We start from the raw sequence: 14,251 nt of genomic DNA, 5'->3' as shown, positions 1-14,251 counted from the left end.
TCCGGGGAGATCCCGATGGTTCCTGGCTGTTCGAACCCCCGGCACCGGCGGTTCACGCGGCGGTCGGGTGCTCGGCCTCGGCGCCGACCAGCTTCTCGATCGGCTCGACCGCGATCTGGCCGAGCATCGAGCCGGCCGCGATCGCGGCGATCAGGAACACGGTGGACAGCCAGGCCATGGTCGAGACCGGCAGGGTGAAGGCGCCGACCACCCGGGCCGCGCACTCGGCCAGCAGCGCGGTGCCCCAGATCCCGGCGAACACCCGCTCGTGCCGGCGGAAGGCCCGCGAGCCGGCCGCCCGGCCCTCGACCAGCCGCTGCCAGGCGGCGGCGCGGTCCCGCCTGCCCTTGGTCACGAAGGGCATCAGCACCGGCGTCATCACCGGTCGGCCGACCAGCGCCGAGACCAGGATCGCCAGCGCCACGGTGCCGCTCAGCGCGCCGTCCTTGGCGATCATCAGTCGGGCGTCGCCGGTGACGAAGGTCAGCGCCAGGCCCGCCAGGTTGACCACCAGCATCAGCGCGGCCCAGAGGTTGAGCCTGCGCTCGTTCAGCAGCCCGAGGACCGTCCGGGCGGCCGGGAAGGCACTGCTCCAGGCCAGCGCGGCGAACTCGCTCAGACCGAAGGTCGAGTGCAGCACGTAGTACCCGGCCATCGGGGCGGCCACGTCGAGCGCCAGCGGGCGGAGACCGGAGAGCAGCGGGTTCGGCGCCTCGGCGTGCGCGGCGCCCGTCGCGGGAGCGGAAGTCGTGGCGGCGCTGACGCTCTGGCTGCTCATGGTGGGTTCCTCCCCGTCCGGTGCCGCGGGCCCCTGCCCTCGGCGTGCCGCCAGTCTTTCCGTCCGGCCCCCCGCCGCAGCAGTGCCGTCCGTTGCGGGATCCGCATGACAGTTGTCACGGCGCGCCCCGTGACACCGCCTCCGACCTGCGGGGACCGGCCCAGGACCGCCGGGAGCGCCGCCGGCGGCCCGCCCCGGGCGGCCCGGACCCGCGACCGGCGCCGACCCGGTTCCCCGGATGACGCATGATGGGGCGGGTGCAGAGTGCAGAAGGCCCCGGAGCGGGCACCGGCAGCCCCCTCGGCCGGCCCGGACCAGTCCCAGCAGCCGGCCCCCCACCGGGCCCGGCCCCCGCGCCCGATCTGACCGAGGCGGTCCGCGCCGCCCAGGACGGGGACGAGGAGGCGTTCCGGCTGCTGTTCCGGACCGTCCAGCCGGGCCTGCTGCGCTACCTGCGGGTGCTGGTCGGCGGACGGCCCGAGGACGTGCAGGACGCCGAGGACATCGCCTCCGAGGCCTGGCTGCAGATCGCCCGCGACCTGCGCGGCTTCTCCGGCGACGGGGACGGCTTCCGCGGCTGGGCCGCCACCATCGCCCGCAACCGCGCCCTGGACCACCTGCGCGCCCGGCGCCGCCGCCCGGTCGCCGACCTGCCCGTCGAGTACCTGGCCGAGCTCGCGTCCGGCGACGACACCGCGGGCGCCGCGCTCACCACCGTGGGCACCGCCGACGCCCTGGCGCTGATCTCCCGGCTGCCGCGCGACCAGGCCGAGGCGGTGCTGCTGAGAGTGGTCATGGAACTCGACGCCGAGAGCGCCGCCCGGGTGCTCGGCAAACGGGCCGGCAGCGTCCGGATGGCCGCCCACCGCGGGCTGCGGCGACTGGCCAAGCTGCTGGACCACCCCTCCTCCGGGGCCGGGATCCCCGCCGCCCGCAGCGCCGAACCGGGGGCCGGGGACCGGCCGCCGGGCCCGCCGCAGGAACCCGCGGAAAAAAGTTCTCCGCAGGGTGTGACAGAACGCCGGGCCGCGACGCTGAAGGACATGAGATGAGCACCAACCGATCCCGCCGGATCGACCGTGACACCGCCGAGCAGCTGCTCAGTGGTGCCGTGGGCGGCCCGTCGGCCGGGCAGGACGCCTCGCTCACCGGACCGGACGGTCCCGGGCACGTCGCCCGGGTGCTGGCCGCGGCCGCCGCCCCGGCGTCGGCAGCGGAACTGGCCGGGGAGGAGGCCGCCCTGGCCGCGTTCCGGAAGGCGAGTCTCGCGCCCGACCCCGTCGTGACCCCCGTCCGGAGACGATCCATGGCAACCGCCGCGCTGGCCAGGGCCTTCAGCACGAAGGCCGCTGCCGCCGTGCTCGGGGCCACCGCGCTGTGCGGGGTCGCGGTCGCCGCCGGTACCGGAAACCTGCCGTCCCCGCTGGGCGGCGGCCCGTCCGAGCCGCAGCGTCCGCCGACCGTCCCGGGCGGCTCGTCCGGCAGCTCCCCGGGCGCGCCCCACTCCGGCGCGGCCGGCACCCGACCCGCGGCGCCGTTCGAGTCCGCCCGGCCGTCCGGCACCGCCTCTGGCGGCCCGCAGACGGCGGCTCCGGGCACGACCGGCACCGGCGAGCACGGCGCCCGGCCCTCCCTGCCGCCCGCGCTGGTCCCGCTCTGCCAGGGCTTCACGGACCGCACGGACAAGGGCGAGCACCCGCGCCAGCTGGCCGCCGACCCGCTCTTCGCCCCGCTCGTCGCGGCGGCCGGCGGAGCGGACGGCGTGGCCGGCTACTGCGACGGCACGTCCGGCAGCCAGGGCGCCACGGCACAGCCGAGCACCCCCGCCCGTACCTCGCCCGCGACGGACGGCGGCAAGAACGGCGGGGACAACGGCAAGTCCAACGCCAACGGCGGCTCGAACGGCAACGCCAACGGCGGTTCGAACGCCAACGGCGGCGGCACCAACGGCCAGGACGGCGGCGGTGGCCGCACGAAACCCGGCAAGAACGGCGTGACCGCACCGACCCCACCGGCCCCACCCACCCCGCCGGACATCCGTCCGAGCAGGACCGTCCCCTCCGAGGACGAGCAGTCGACCCGGAGGTGACCCCCAGAACTCCGGGTGGGCGGCGAGCGACTCCCCCCGGGCTCGCCGCCCACCCGGATCGCACCACCACCCGCACCACCCGCAGGACGCACAACCACCCGAAGACCCCGGGTGGCCGGTCGGCTCCCCCGTGCCCACCGTCCACCCGGCCGGCCCGACCGGCCCGAGCGGCGCCCACCCCGTACGCGCCGCCGGCTCGATCGGCCCGGAACCGTGGGGCCCCCCCCCCCCCCCGCCCGGGGGGGCGCCCCCCCCCCCCCCGGGGGCCGGGGGCCCCCCCCCCCCCCCCCCCCCCCCCCCCCGCCCCCCGGCCCGCCCCGCCGGCCCCGCGCGCCCCCCCCCCCCCCCCCGCCGCGGGGGGGCGGGCCCCGCCCCCGCCCCCCCCCCCCCCCGGCGGGGGGGGGGGCCCCCACCCCCGCGCCGGCGGCCGGGGGACCGCTGCCCGGTCCCCCGTCCGCCCCCGGCGCCCCACCCTGCACCGCCCGGCCCCGCACCACCCCCAGCCCCCGGAGCGGCCGCCCCCGCACCCGCCTCCGCACCCGCCCTCCCGAGAGCCCCACCCCGCCCCGGCGCCCCCCGCCCCGCCCCACGGCTATCGTGCACAGGTGCACCCGGCGCCCCGGACCCCCGGCCGCCGCACACGAGGGGAGCTGCAGGTGATCGGACGGGCGCTGAACGGGCGTTACGAACTGGTCGGGATACTCGGCGTCGGCGGCATGGCCACCGTCTGGCGCGGCGTCGACCACGTGCTGGGCCGTCAGGTGGCCGTCAAGGTCCTCAACGGAGGCCTCGCCGACGACCCCCGCTTCGCCGAGCGCTTCAGCCGGGAGGCGCAGCACGCCGCGATGCTGGTGCACCCGAGGATCGTCATGGTCTTCGACTCCGGCGTGGACCAGGGCACCCCGTTCATCGTCATGGAGCTGGTCCAGGGCCGCTCGCTGGCCGCCGTCCTGGCCGATCAGCCGCAGCTGCCGGTGGAACGCGCGGTCGGCATCGCGGCGGCCGTCTGCGAGGCGCTGGTGGTCGCGCACGGCGCCGGGCTGGTGCACCGGGACATCAAGCCCGGGAACATCATGATCACCGACGACGGCGGGGTGAAGGTCGTCGACTTCGGCATCGCCCGCGCCGGGTCCTCCGGCAACCTGACCCAGACCGCGAGCGTGCTCGGCACGGCCGCCTACCTGTCCCCCGAGCAGGCCACCGCCTCCGCCCTGGACGGCCGCACGGACCTCTACGCCGTCGGCTGCGTGCTGACCGAGATGCTCACCGGCGAGACCCCGTTCACCGCCGAGACCCCGGTGGCGATCGCCTTCAAGCACGTCAGCGAGCAGGCTCTGCCCCCGTCCGTACGGCGCCCCGGCCTGCCGCCGGCCCTGGACGCGGCCGTGCTGCGCCTGCTCGCCAAGGACCCGGCGGACCGCCCGGCCGACGCCGCCGCGGCGCGCGCCGAGCTGCTGGCCACCGTGCCGGGCCTGGCGGTCGGAGACCCGACGGCGGAACTCCTCGCCGCGTCCGCCTCCGCCTCCTCCGCCACCCAGCTGCTCCCGCCGGTCACCGCGGCCCCCGACCACCCGCACGCGAACCCGGACCAGCAGCACACCACCCTCCTCCCACCCCAGCCGCCCCGCTCCGCTCCCGCCGCCACCTCCGTGATGGCTCCCGTCCCGCCCGGCCCGACCACCCCCGGCCCGACCACCCTCGGCCCGACCGCCCCCGGCCCCGCCGCCGCGCACCCGTCCTCCGGCCACGCCTCCTCCGCCCCCGCCCGGAACCGCCGTAGGAAGCCCCTGGTCATCGGCGCCCTCGGCATCGCCGGGCTGGCGGGGATCACCGCTCTGGCCGTCGCCGCCTTCGACGAGCCGGCCGGCAACGCCGCCGCTCCCAAGGCCCCGCCCGCCGCCACCGCCTCCAAGGCGGCCACCTCGCCCACCGCCGCGTCGACCGCCGGTGCCGCGTCGACGGCGGCTCCCGGCTCGGCGGCGCCCACCACTCCCGCGCCGCCGAACGCCTCCCCGGCCGTGCCCCGCAACCAGCCCGCGGAACTGCAGCTCCAGTCCTTCCGCCAGGCGGTCGCCCAGGCGCAGATCACCAAGGAGCGGGACCGCCAGGCGGAGCTGCTGCGGATCCTCGACGGGGCCGCTGCCAGCCTCAACGAGGGCAACCCGGACGAGGCCGCCCAGCAGCTCAGGGGCGCCCAGAAGGTGATCAAGGACATGGGGAAGAGGCACGCCGTCGACGCCCCCACCTACGCCAACTGGAACGCCCGCCTCTCCGCCCTGTTCGCCACTCTCCACGCCGCCGCGAACCTCCAGGACGACTGAGGCCGCTGACGTTGCGCCAGAATGGGCTCATGCTGACGATCGGTTCCCTCGTCCTCGGTGTCTCCGACATGACGCGCGCCGTCGCCTTCTGGACGGCCGCCCTGGGCCTCGTCCCGCGCGGCGGGGTGGTGGAGGAGCGCTGGACGGTCCTGGTGCCCGCGGAGGGCGGCGGCGGGGTGCAACTGGCCCTCGGTCTCAGCGAGTCGCCCGTCCAGTCGCACCCGCGGGTCCACCTGGACCTCTACGCCGAGGACGCCGCCGACCAGGCCGCCGAGGTCGAGCGCCTGGTCGCCCTGGGCGCCGAGCGGGTCGACTGGGACCGCTACCCCGAGGACCCGGACTTCGTGGTCCTCGCCGACCCCGAGGGCAACCGCTTCTGCGTGATCGACGCCGGTCGCTCCTGACGCGTTGTCCACAGCCTGTGGACAACGCCGGCCGCACCTCCGGCCCGGACACCTGCCCCCTGCCCCCGGCTCCCTGCCCCCGGCCTCACGGTTTCCGCCGCACCCGGCTCTCCACGCCCGCCCGGATCGTCCGGGACAGCGTCCCGGCCGCGGCCGCGAGGAAGACGAAGTTGTAGCCGATCTGCAGGATCACCACCAGCCGCGGCGCCTGCCCGGCCGGCGTGATGTCGCCGTAGCCGACGGTGGCCAGGGTGACGACGGTGAAGTAGAGCGCGTCGAGCCGGGTGTCCATCCCCGCGAACTCGCCGGGCCGGGCGGCGAGCACGTAGTAGGCGGCGGAGAAGACGGTCATCGCCAGGAAGATCAGGAAGGCCAGCCAGGCGACCGGCCGCCTCGCCCGCCCCTGCAGCACGGCCGTGATCTTCGCCAGCAGCAGCCAGCTCAACCCGGTCAGCGCGGCCCCGAACACCAGCCAGCTGAGCACCGGCCGCTGCTGGCCGAGGAGGCGCAGCGGCAGCGTGAAGTAGGCGACCATCAGGACGGTGCAGGCGCCCAGCAGCCAGACGGCGGCGGCCGGGGTGGCGTGCGGCGGCGGGTTCTCGGACATCCCGCCCAGCTTGCCGCCGCGGCGCCCCGGGCGCCCGTCGGCGCCCCCGAACGGGTCAGGCCGCCCGCCCCCGGGCGGTCAGCCCCTCGGTGCGGACGGCCCCGGGCACGCGCAGAGCCCCCGACGGGAGATCCGTCGGGGGCTCTGCGGGACGTCGGACGACTCAGGCGGTCGTCTCGGGACGCTTCGCGTCGGTCGACTCGGTGGCCTTCGTCACGTTGGTCGGCGTGACGGCCGGACGGTCGGCGGTGCTCTGCGCGGTGCCGGCCTCCGTCGACGGGTCGTCCTCCCGCATCGCCTTGGTCTCCGCCTTCAGAATGCGCATCGACTTGCCGAGGCCGCGGGCCATCTCCGGCAGCTTCTTCGACCCGAACAGCAGGATGACGACCGCCAGCACCACGAAGATGTGCCAGGGCTCAAGACCGTTCCGCAGCATCCCTGGCCACCGGTCCCTTCTTGTCTAGAGTCACGGAGGGCGCTAGCGCCCATGCTCGCCAGTATGCCTGGCCCTGACGGCGAACGGATACACCGGCCGGGAAACGCTGGCCGAAAACCAGGTGCCACCTGGGCGGAGCGGCGGTGCTGGTCCTGCGTGCCCCGGTGGGCGGCGTCCCGCCCCGACTCGCCCCGGGACCTACCCCCGACTCGCCTCGGGACCCGGCCCCGTCTCACCCCGAGACCGGCCCCGTCTCACCCCGACCGCCGCGCCAGCAGGTACCCGCGCCGGGTGGGCGCCTCCTCGGGCAGGCCCTCCCGCTCCAGCCGCGCCTCGATCCCGAACCCGGCCTCGACGAGGCGGCCGGCGACGGCGTCGGTCTCCAGGAAGTGGAAGTCCACGTCGACCCGGTGGCCCCACCACTCCTCCATCCGCCGCACCTCGTCGCCCAGGTGGAAGGAGACCAGCAGCACCCCGCCGGGCCGCAGCACCCGCCGCATCTCGACGAAGGCGGGCAGGAGTTCCTCCGCCTCCAGGTGGATCACCGAGTAGAGCGCCACCGCGGCCGCGAACTCCACGTCGGCGGCGGGCAGCGCCAGCAGGTCGCCGACCCGGAACTCGGCCTTCGGCTGCTCCCGCCGGGCCAGCTCGACCATCCGCGGCGACAGGTCGACCCCCACCACCGAGGCCCCCTGCCCGGTCAGCCACCCCGTCACGTGCCCGGGCCCGCAGCCCAGGTCGGCGATCAGCCCGCCGGCCGCCTCCTCCACGAGGGCCCCGAGCAGGGCCCGGTCCACCACCTTGTACGCCAACTCACCCCCGATCCGCCCCAGGTACTCCTCCGCCACCGCGTCGTAACTCCCGCGCACCCGCCCGTGACCGGTCACCATGCCCCCACCCTGGCACGGCCCTCCCGACCCGGACCACCCCCCGCGGATGCCTCACCCCCGGCCGCGGCCCGGCCCCGTTCCAGTGCCGAGCGCCGGCCCGAGCGCCGCCCGGAGGGATGGACGACCGGTTCGTCCGGGCCATGAGGGCTCGGAGCGGTCCGTCTCCCGGGAGGAGATGGCGGCGATGCTCCGGGACCACCACGGCTGACCGCGATGGGGGCGTCACACGGTTCGGCCCGCCCGCACGGGGGCTCCCCGAGCTGCCCCGGCCGGATGCGGTACGGACCCTCCACCGCCTCACCGGGCTGCAGCGTGCCCCGGACCACGGCGCCATGTCGATGCTCGACGTCGAGCGGAACCCCGGGCGGGCGGGGACGGCGGAGAGCCCCCGCCCGGGTGGGCGGGGGTCTCGATGACGCGCGGGGATCGGGGCCGTCCGGCCCGTCGGCGCGGAGCCGTCCGGGCCCGGCGGCCGGTCAGACGGTCACGGCCTCGGCCTCGGGGGCCGCGGCCGCCTGGGTGGCCGGCAGGTGGCGGAGGAGCCGGTAGGCGAGCAGCGCGGCGCCGAGGGCGGTGACCAGGCCGACGACGGCGGCGACGTGGAGGCCGTCGGTGAAGGCGGTGCAAGGCGGTCTCCAGGAGGTCGCCGCCCAGCCGTCCGGGCAGGTGGGCCGCGACGGAGACGGCGCCGCCGAGGGTGTCCCGGGCCGCGTCGGCGGCCTGGCCGTCCACGCCCGCCGGGAGGGCGCCGTCCAGCTGGTGGCGGTAGACGGCGGCGCCCGCCGCGCCGAGCAGGGCGATGCCGAGCGAGCTGCCGAGTTCGACGGCGGTCTCGGAGGTGGCCGAGGCGGCGCCGGCCTGCTCGGCCGGGGCGGCGGAGACGACCATCTCGGCGGTCATCGTCATGGTCCCGACCGTTCCGGCGGCCAGGACGCCGGCCGCGGTGAGGATGAGCGCGAGGGGGGAGTGCGCGCCGACCCGGGTCATCATCGCGAAGCCCGTCGCGCCGACCAGGAAGCCGCCGCCCATCAGCACCGCCGGACGGACCTTGCCGGCCAGCGCCGCCCCGAGCCCGACGGCCGCGCCGACGCCGACGCTCGGCACCAGCGACCAGAGCGAGGCGGTGAACGGGCTCATGCCCTTGACCAGTTGCAGGTACTGCGAGGTGAAGAGGGCGAAGCCCATCATGGCGAACATCGCGACGGTGTTGACGCTGATCGCCCCGCTGAAGGTGCGGATCCGGAACAGGCCGAGGTCGATCAGCGGGCTGGCGGCGGTGCGCTGGCGCCACACGAACGCGCCCGCCAGCAGCAGCCCGGCGGCGACGGCGAGGGCGGGCGGCATGCTCCAGCCGTCCACGGCGAGGGTCTTGATCCCGTAGACCAGCGGCAGGATCGCGGCCAGCGACAGCGCGGCGCCGGGCAGGTCGAAGCGGCCGGTGGGGGCGGTGTTGCGGTACTCGGGCAGCAGGACGGGGGCGGCCAGCAGGAGCAGGACCATCACCGGGACGGCGACCAGGAAGGCCGAGCCCCACCAGAAGTGGTCGAGCAGCAGCCCGCCGACAACCGGGCCGAGGGTCGCCCCGGCGGTGAGCACGCCGCCCCAGGCGCCGAGGGCGGCCTGCCGCTGCTTGGGGTCGTGGAAGGTGTTGCGGATCAGCGCGAGGGTCGAGGGCATCACGGTGGCCCCGGCGGCACCGAGCACGGCGCGCGCGGCGATCAGCTGTTCGGCGCTGCCGGACCAGGCGGCGAGGAGCGAGGCGCCGGCGAAGCCGGCCGCGCCGATCATCAGCAGTCGGCGGCGGCCGATCCGGTCGCCCAGCGCGCCCATGGTGATGAGCAGCCCGGCCAGCAGGAACGAGTACATGTCCATGATCCACAGCTGTTGGGTGCCGCTCGGCGCCAGCGTGGTGGAGATGTAGGGGACGGCGAAGAACAGCACGCCCATGTCCATGGAGAGCACGAGGGTCGGGAGCAGGAGGACGGCCAGGCCGATCCATTCGCGACGGCCTGCGCGGCCGGTGGTTGCGGTCATGGGGAAGACGGTACGGGCGTGTCAGACGCCTGTCTAGTACATATGTGTAAAACGATAGTCCGAGACGGCCGTGCAAGACATCTGTGCAGGCGTTCCGTAGGATCACTGGCATGGGAAACCGCGAAGACCTGATGGCCGGCGCCAAGCGCTGCCTGTACGAGAAGGGCTACGGGCGCACCACCGCCCGGGACATCGCCACCGCCTCGGGCGTCAGCCTGGCCGCCATCGGCTACCACTTCGGCTCCAAGGACGCCCTGCTGAACGCCGCGATGATCGAGGCGATCGGTGACCTGGGAGCGAGCCTGGGCGCGGTGGTCGCCGCCGCCAACCGGAGCTCCGACGACCCGGAGGAGCGCTTCGCCGCGGCCTGGGAGGGGCTCAAGGGCGTCTTCGTCGAGCACCGGGGCCTCTGGGCGGCGCAGTTCGAGGCGCTCGCCCAGGCCGGTCAGGAGCCCGAACTCGCGCAGGCCTTCGCGGAGGCGCAGAAGGACGGCCGGCTCGGCCTCGCCGCCCTGTTCCAGGGGGTGCCCGAGGTGCCGGACACCGAGGAGGAGCTCGCCCGCGGCACCTTCTACCAGATCCTGCTGGCCGGATACGCCGCCCAGTGGCTCGCCGCGCCCGAACTGGTCCCCAGCGGCCGGGAGTTCCTCCGCGGGCTCCGGCTGGTCAGCGGCAGCGTGCTGGGCACCGCCGCCCCCTGACGGCCGGTGCCGCTCCCGGTCGGCCGCCACGCGCCGTGGCGGCCGCCGTCACGCCGTGACGGCCGTCAGCAGCACCACCGAGTCGACGTGGGCGAGCAGCCCGTGCCGCTCCTGCGGGACGGGCTCCAGCTCCCCGACGGACAACTCCGTCCGCCGCCCTGCGATGGTCAGCGACACCCGGCCGCGCAACACCTGGACGCTGCCGGCGGTGGGCGGGGTGTGCTCGTCCAGCGCGGTGCCGGCCGTCATCGCGATCACCGTCTGCCGCAGCACGCCGTCGTGCAGCACCAGATGGGCGCTGCGTCCGTGCGGGCTCTCGGCCGCCAGGGCGGCGTGCTCCGCGGTGAGCTGTTCGAGATCGGGCATCGCTCCTCCTCGCCTGTGCCCAGGGTCGCGGACGCGCTCCCGAACCGCACCCGGAGGGCCCGCGATGGCGCACCCGAGGTGCACCCGCCGCCGACTGCCCCCATCGTGGAGGCATGGTGACCAACCGGAGAATCCTCAGCGAGGTACGGGTCAACCGCTCGATGCTGGCCGGCGGCATGGTGCTCACCGCCATCGGCTCGGTGCTCGGCGCGGCCGGGGCGGCGATGGTGTGCGCGGCGCTGCTCACCGCCGGCCGCAAGTGGGTGCGCAGCCTGGAGACCCCGCCGGCCGCACTCGCCCAGCGGGCCCTGCGTGATGTCAAGACGGCCTCCGCGGCGGGCTGGGAGGCCTGGCGTGCGGAGCACAGCTCACCCAACTGAGCACGGCTCACCCGTCCGAGCACCGCTCACCCAACTGAGCGCGGCTCGCCCGTCCGAGCACCGCTCACCGTGCGCACGGCCCCACGGGTCGCGGCCGCCCCGGCGCTTCCGGGGCGGCCGCGCCGCGCCTACAGTCCGAGCGACTTGGCGACGATGCTGCGCATCACCTCGCTGGTGCCGCCGTAGATCCGGAACACCCGGTTGTCGGTGTAGAGCCGGGCGATCGGGTACTCCAGGATGTAGCCGTAGCCGCCGTGCAGCTGGAGGCACTTGTCGATGACCACGGAGGCCGACTCGGTGCAGAACAGCTTCGCGGCGGCCGCGTCCGCGACGCTCAGCTCACCGTTCTGGTAGAGCTCCAGCGCGCGGTCCACCATCGACTGCTGCGCCATCACCTGGGACTCGCAGTCGGCCAGGGTGAACTTGGTGTTCTGGAACTCGGCCACCGCCTTGCCGAACACCTTGCGGTCCTTGACGTACTGCACCGCGAACCGCACCGCCGCCGCGGCCGCCGCGTAGGCGCCGACGGCGATCGCGAGGCGCTCCTGCACCAGGTTGTGGGTCAGGTAGGAGAAGGCCTTGCCCTCCTCGCCGAGCAGGTTCTCCACCGGCACCTTGACGTCGCTGAACGCCAGCTCGGCGGTGTCCGAGCTGCGCAGGCCGATCTTCTGCAGCTTGCGGCCGACGGTGTAGCCGGGCGAGGTGGTGTCCACGCACACGATGGACAGCCCGGCCCGGCGGTCCTGCGGGTCGTACGGCGAGGTCCGGCAGACCACCAGGACCAGGTCGGCCAGCACGCCCCCGGTGATGAAGGTCTTGGCGCCGTTCAGGACGTAGTGGGTGCCGTCCCCGGAGAGCCGCGCGGTGGTGGCGATGCCCGCGAGGTCGGAACCGGCGCCCGGCTCGGTCATCGCGATCGCGGTCATGATGTCGCCGGAGACGAAGCCCGGCAGCCAGCGCCGCTTCTGCTCCTCGTTGGCGTACTCCAGCAGGTAGGGCAGCACCAGTCCGGTGTGCACCCCGGAGGAGCCGAAGCTCACGCCCGCCCGGGCGGTCTCCTCGGCGATCACCGCCTGGTACTTGAAGCCGCTCTCGCCCGCGCCGCCGTACTCCTCCGGCACCTCGATGCCGTAGACGCCGAGCTCGCCGAGCTTGCGGTAGAAGTCGCGCGGCGGGTGGCCGTCGGCCTCCCAGCTCTCGTAGACCGGGACGACCTCGCGGGCGATGAAGTCCCTGATGGTCTCCCGGAAGGCCTCGTGGTCCTCGTTGAACACGGTGCGGCGCACGGCGGCGCTCCCTTCGACGACGCCGGCCGGCGTACCGGCCACGGCGGAACGGCCCAGGTGGTGGCCCGACAAGTTAATCCCGGGTAGCTTCCGGTGTCCAGAGTCGACCGGCCCGGAATTCCGGGCGGACGGCAGCGTCAAGTGAATCCTTGCTAGCCTTCGGACGGCGTTCGAAGCGGCCCGAGGGAGGTGCGCCATGGTGGTCCGACGGCCGCCCGGCCGGCGCGCCCAGATCCTCGCCGTGGCCGCCGACCGCTTCCACCGCAGCGGGTACCACCAGGTCTCGATGACCGAGGTCGCCGCCGGGGTCGGCATCACCGCGCCCGCGCTCTACCGCCACTTCCGCGGCAAGCCCGAACTGCTCGACCGCGCCCTCGGGCTGGGCCTGGCCGCACTCGGCGACGGGCTGCGGGCGGCCGGCAGCACCGCCGAACTCGGCGCCGTCCTGGCCGCCGTGGCGGTCGGCCACCGCCCGCTCGGCACCCTGGTGCAGCGCGACGCCCGGCTGCTGCCGCCGGCCCGGCGGGCGGCGCTGCGGCGCGAACTCCGCGCCGACGTCGCCCTGATGACCGCGCTGCTGCGCGCCGAACGGCCCCGACTGGGCGGAGCCGACGCCGAACTGCTCTGCTGGGCGGCGCTCTCGGCCTGTTCGGGGCTGTCCTACCAGAGCGCCGCGCCGCAGCCCCGGCGGGCCGAGGCGCTGCTGCGCGAGATCGTCGCGGCCGTCCTCGCGGTGTCCCTGGACGGCACGGCCGCCGGTCCCGGGGTCGCCCCCGCGCCGGAACCCCGCCCCCGCGGCCGCCGGGAGGAACTGCTCGCGGCGGCCGTCCGGCTGTTCCACCAGCGCGGCTTCGACAACGTCAGCACCGACCAGCTCGGCGCCGCCGTCGGCATCTCCGGCCCGAGCGTCTACCGGCACTTCGACAGCAAGGCCCACCTGCTCGCCGCCTCCCTGGAGCGCAGCCGCGAGCGGCTCCGCCAGGAGGTGGAGGGGGCGATCGGGGCCGCCGACGGGCCCCGGGCGGCGCTCTCGGCCGGGCTCGGCGCGTACGTGGACTTCGCGCTGGGCAACGGGGACTACCTGGGCGCGATGCTCAGTGAGACCGAGCGGCTCGCGCCACCGGACCGCCGGGCCGCGGTGGAGTTCCGCCGGGACTTCCTGCGCACCTGGGTCGCTCTGCTGCGGCAGGTGCGCCCCGAGTGCGACGCGGTGAGCGCCCGGATCCGGGTGCACGCGCTGTTCGCCCTGGTCAACGACGGGGTGCGGAACCGGCCGCACAGCGCCCGCCCGGACCTCGGGGACTGCCTGGGGCGCCTCGGCCGGGCGGTGCTGGGACTGTCCTGACGCACGGACGGGCCGGGCGTCCGCGCCCCGCTTCGACGGGGCGGGCGCCCGGCCGCTCGGCGGTCACGCCGTCACTGGCCCTGGGTGTCGGAGTTCCCGTTGCCCTGGAGGGCGCCGATGTTCCCGCCGTTGCCGGTCACCGCGAGGCCGTTGTTCTGGTTGCTCGCGCCCGAACCGGTCGCCGTCTGCTGGGTGTTGACCACGTTGCCGTGGACGTTGCCGATCACGTTGCCCGAGCCGGTGTTGCTCACGACGCTGCTGTTGGAGTGGTCGGCCGCACCGGCGCCGCTGTCGGCGTGCGCGGTGGCGGCGCCGACGCCGACGAGGAGGAAGGCCCCGAGGGCGGTGACGGCGGCGGCTGCGCGAATACGGGACACGCTGGTCTCCCTGGAGTGGAACTGCCCGGGTGGCGCGCTCCGGAGTGGCCGCTCCGTGGCGCCGTTGTCTGACGTCGCATGATCAGCATTCACCGGCGGCGTGGGCGAACTCCACCGAACGGGTGGCATTTCCCCCGATGGGGGGTCCGGCCGATCCGGCATTGACCGCGCGGCGCCACCGGCCCGCTGTCATGCCCGGCATCCCGCGAAGAAAGAAATGGTCGCCGGATTGTCGCA

At 75.5% G+C, this 14,251-nt stretch carries 15 protein-coding genes; 7 read left to right on the top strand and 8 right to left on the bottom strand.

Annotation, left to right across the window (positions count from 1 at the left end; translation table 11 throughout):
• Positions 1 to 52: 52 nt before the first annotated feature.
• Positions 53 to 778 carry a VC0807 family protein gene (locus tag ACGF07_RS17435; protein ID WP_350749646.1) on the bottom strand — a complete coding sequence of 242 codons (726 nt, stop codon included), beginning with the start codon at positions 776 to 778 and terminating at the stop codon, positions 53 to 55.
• Positions 779 to 1,026: 248 nt separating this feature from the next.
• On the opposite strand from ACGF07_RS17435, the gene ACGF07_RS17430 reads away from it, so the two are divergent.
• From ACGF07_RS17430 to ACGF07_RS17415, 4 genes are all read left to right on the top strand, one after another.
• Positions 1,027 to 1,830, top strand: a complete 804-nt coding sequence (locus tag ACGF07_RS17430) for an RNA polymerase sigma factor (protein ID WP_350749651.1) — start codon at positions 1,027 to 1,029, stop codon at positions 1,828 to 1,830.
• The gene (locus ACGF07_RS17425; protein WP_392899566.1) at positions 1,827 to 2,867 is read left to right on the top strand and encodes a hypothetical protein; all 1,041 of its coding nucleotides are present in this window, start codon (positions 1,827 to 1,829) and stop codon (positions 2,865 to 2,867) included. Before ACGF07_RS17430 ends, ACGF07_RS17425 begins: the two co-directional genes overlap by 4 nt.
• A 605-nt stretch (positions 2,868 to 3,472) precedes the next feature.
• Complete coding sequence (locus ACGF07_RS17420) at positions 3,473 to 5,188, top strand: protein kinase (RefSeq protein ID WP_392899564.1); 1,716 nt, start codon at positions 3,473 to 3,475, stop codon at positions 5,186 to 5,188.
• A 29-nt stretch (positions 5,189 to 5,217) separates the two neighbouring features.
• The gene (locus ACGF07_RS17415; RefSeq protein WP_350748007.1) at positions 5,218 to 5,592 is read left to right on the top strand and encodes a VOC family protein; all 375 of its coding nucleotides are present in this window, start codon (positions 5,218 to 5,220) and stop codon (positions 5,590 to 5,592) included.
• 85 nt (positions 5,593 to 5,677) lie between these two features.
• Here the strand turns inward: ACGF07_RS17415 and ACGF07_RS17410 are convergent, their stop codons facing one another.
• The 4 genes from ACGF07_RS17410 to ACGF07_RS17395 form a co-directional block, all read right to left on the bottom strand.
• A complete protein-coding gene (locus ACGF07_RS17410) occupies positions 5,678 to 6,199 on the bottom strand; it encodes an ion channel (protein WP_350748009.1) in 522 nt (173 codons plus the stop codon).
• Between the two features lie 163 nt (positions 6,200 to 6,362).
• A complete protein-coding gene (gene tatA, locus ACGF07_RS17405) occupies positions 6,363 to 6,635 on the bottom strand; it encodes a Sec-independent protein translocase subunit TatA (RefSeq protein WP_350748015.1) in 273 nt (90 codons plus the stop codon).
• A gap of 254 nt (positions 6,636 to 6,889) precedes the next feature.
• Positions 6,890 to 7,525, bottom strand: a complete 636-nt coding sequence (locus tag ACGF07_RS17400; protein WP_392899559.1) for a class I SAM-dependent methyltransferase — start codon at positions 7,523 to 7,525, stop codon at positions 6,890 to 6,892.
• Positions 7,526 to 7,822: 297 nt separating this feature from the next.
• Entirely contained in the window at positions 7,823 to 9,559 is a 1,737-nt protein-coding gene (locus tag ACGF07_RS17395; RefSeq protein ID WP_392899557.1) for an MFS transporter, read from the bottom strand.
• A 110-nt stretch (positions 9,560 to 9,669) separates the two neighbouring features.
• Between ACGF07_RS17395 and ACGF07_RS17390 the strand changes: the two genes are divergently transcribed.
• Entirely contained in the window at positions 9,670 to 10,260 is a 591-nt protein-coding gene (locus tag ACGF07_RS17390; protein WP_350748023.1) for a TetR/AcrR family transcriptional regulator, read from the top strand.
• A gap of 48 nt (positions 10,261 to 10,308) precedes the next feature.
• Here ACGF07_RS17390 and ACGF07_RS17385 read toward each other — a convergent pair whose 3' ends face one another.
• Entirely contained in the window at positions 10,309 to 10,626 is a 318-nt protein-coding gene (locus ACGF07_RS17385) for a cupin (RefSeq protein WP_350748026.1), read from the bottom strand.
• 113 nt (positions 10,627 to 10,739) lie between these two features.
• Between ACGF07_RS17385 and ACGF07_RS17380 the strand changes: the two genes are divergently transcribed.
• Positions 10,740 to 11,006, top strand: a complete 267-nt coding sequence (locus ACGF07_RS17380; RefSeq protein WP_392899553.1) for a hypothetical protein — start codon at positions 10,740 to 10,742, stop codon at positions 11,004 to 11,006.
• A gap of 128 nt (positions 11,007 to 11,134) precedes the next feature.
• Here the strand turns inward: ACGF07_RS17380 and ACGF07_RS17375 are convergent, their stop codons facing one another.
• Complete coding sequence (locus ACGF07_RS17375) at positions 11,135 to 12,292, bottom strand: acyl-CoA dehydrogenase family protein (protein ID WP_392899551.1); 1,158 nt, start codon at positions 12,290 to 12,292, stop codon at positions 11,135 to 11,137.
• Between the two features lie 196 nt (positions 12,293 to 12,488).
• Here ACGF07_RS17375 and ACGF07_RS17370 point away from each other — a divergent pair, with 196 nt between their 5' ends.
• Positions 12,489 to 13,637 carry a TetR/AcrR family transcriptional regulator gene (locus ACGF07_RS17370; RefSeq protein WP_392899548.1) on the top strand — a complete coding sequence of 383 codons (1,149 nt, stop codon included), beginning with the start codon at positions 12,489 to 12,491 and terminating at the stop codon, positions 13,635 to 13,637.
• 71 nt (positions 13,638 to 13,708) lie between these two features.
• On the opposite strand, the gene ACGF07_RS17365 is transcribed toward ACGF07_RS17370, so the two are convergent.
• Positions 13,709 to 14,014 carry a hypothetical protein gene (locus tag ACGF07_RS17365; RefSeq protein WP_350740587.1) on the bottom strand — a complete coding sequence of 102 codons (306 nt, stop codon included), beginning with the start codon at positions 14,012 to 14,014 and terminating at the stop codon, positions 13,709 to 13,711.
• Positions 14,015 to 14,251 lie beyond the last annotated feature (237 nt).

This window comes from Kitasatospora sp. NPDC048194 (genome assembly GCF_043202455.1).
GTDB lineage: Bacteria > Actinomycetota > Actinomycetes > Streptomycetales > Streptomycetaceae > Kitasatospora.
The sequence above is the reverse complement of the archived record's forward strand: the minus strand, read 5'-3'. Positions and strand labels throughout refer to the sequence as shown.

Bases quoted from the DNA above. Each gene is read 5' to 3' on its own strand.
- ACGF07_RS17400 (WP_392899559.1), bottom strand. From the start codon at position 7,525: ATGGTGACCGGTCACGGGCGGGTGCGCGGGAGTTACGACGCGGTGGCG.
- ACGF07_RS17385 (WP_350748026.1), bottom strand. From the start codon at position 10,626: ATGCCCGATCTCGAACAGCTCACCGCGGAGCACGCCGCCCTGGCGGCC.
- ACGF07_RS17415 (WP_350748007.1), top strand. From the start codon at position 5,218: ATGCTGACGATCGGTTCCCTCGTCCTCGGTGTCTCCGACATGACGCGC.
- tatA (WP_350748015.1), bottom strand. From the start codon at position 6,635: ATGCTGCGGAACGGTCTTGAGCCCTGGCACATCTTCGTGGTGCTGGCG.
- ACGF07_RS17425 (WP_392899566.1), top strand. From the start codon at position 1,827: ATGAGCACCAACCGATCCCGCCGGATCGACCGTGACACCGCCGAGCAG.
- ACGF07_RS17370 (WP_392899548.1), top strand. From the start codon at position 12,489: ATGGTGGTCCGACGGCCGCCCGGCCGGCGCGCCCAGATCCTCGCCGTG.
- ACGF07_RS17395 (WP_392899557.1), bottom strand. From the start codon at position 9,559: ATGACCGCAACCACCGGCCGCGCAGGCCGTCGCGAATGGATCGGCCTG.
- ACGF07_RS17390 (WP_350748023.1), top strand. From the start codon at position 9,670: ATGGGAAACCGCGAAGACCTGATGGCCGGCGCCAAGCGCTGCCTGTAC.
- ACGF07_RS17430 (WP_350749651.1), top strand. From the start codon at position 1,027: ATGGGGCGGGTGCAGAGTGCAGAAGGCCCCGGAGCGGGCACCGGCAGC.
- ACGF07_RS17380 (WP_392899553.1), top strand. From the start codon at position 10,740: ATGGTGACCAACCGGAGAATCCTCAGCGAGGTACGGGTCAACCGCTCG.
- ACGF07_RS17435 (WP_350749646.1), bottom strand. From the start codon at position 778: ATGAGCAGCCAGAGCGTCAGCGCCGCCACGACTTCCGCTCCCGCGACG.
- ACGF07_RS17410 (WP_350748009.1), bottom strand. From the start codon at position 6,199: ATGTCCGAGAACCCGCCGCCGCACGCCACCCCGGCCGCCGCCGTCTGG.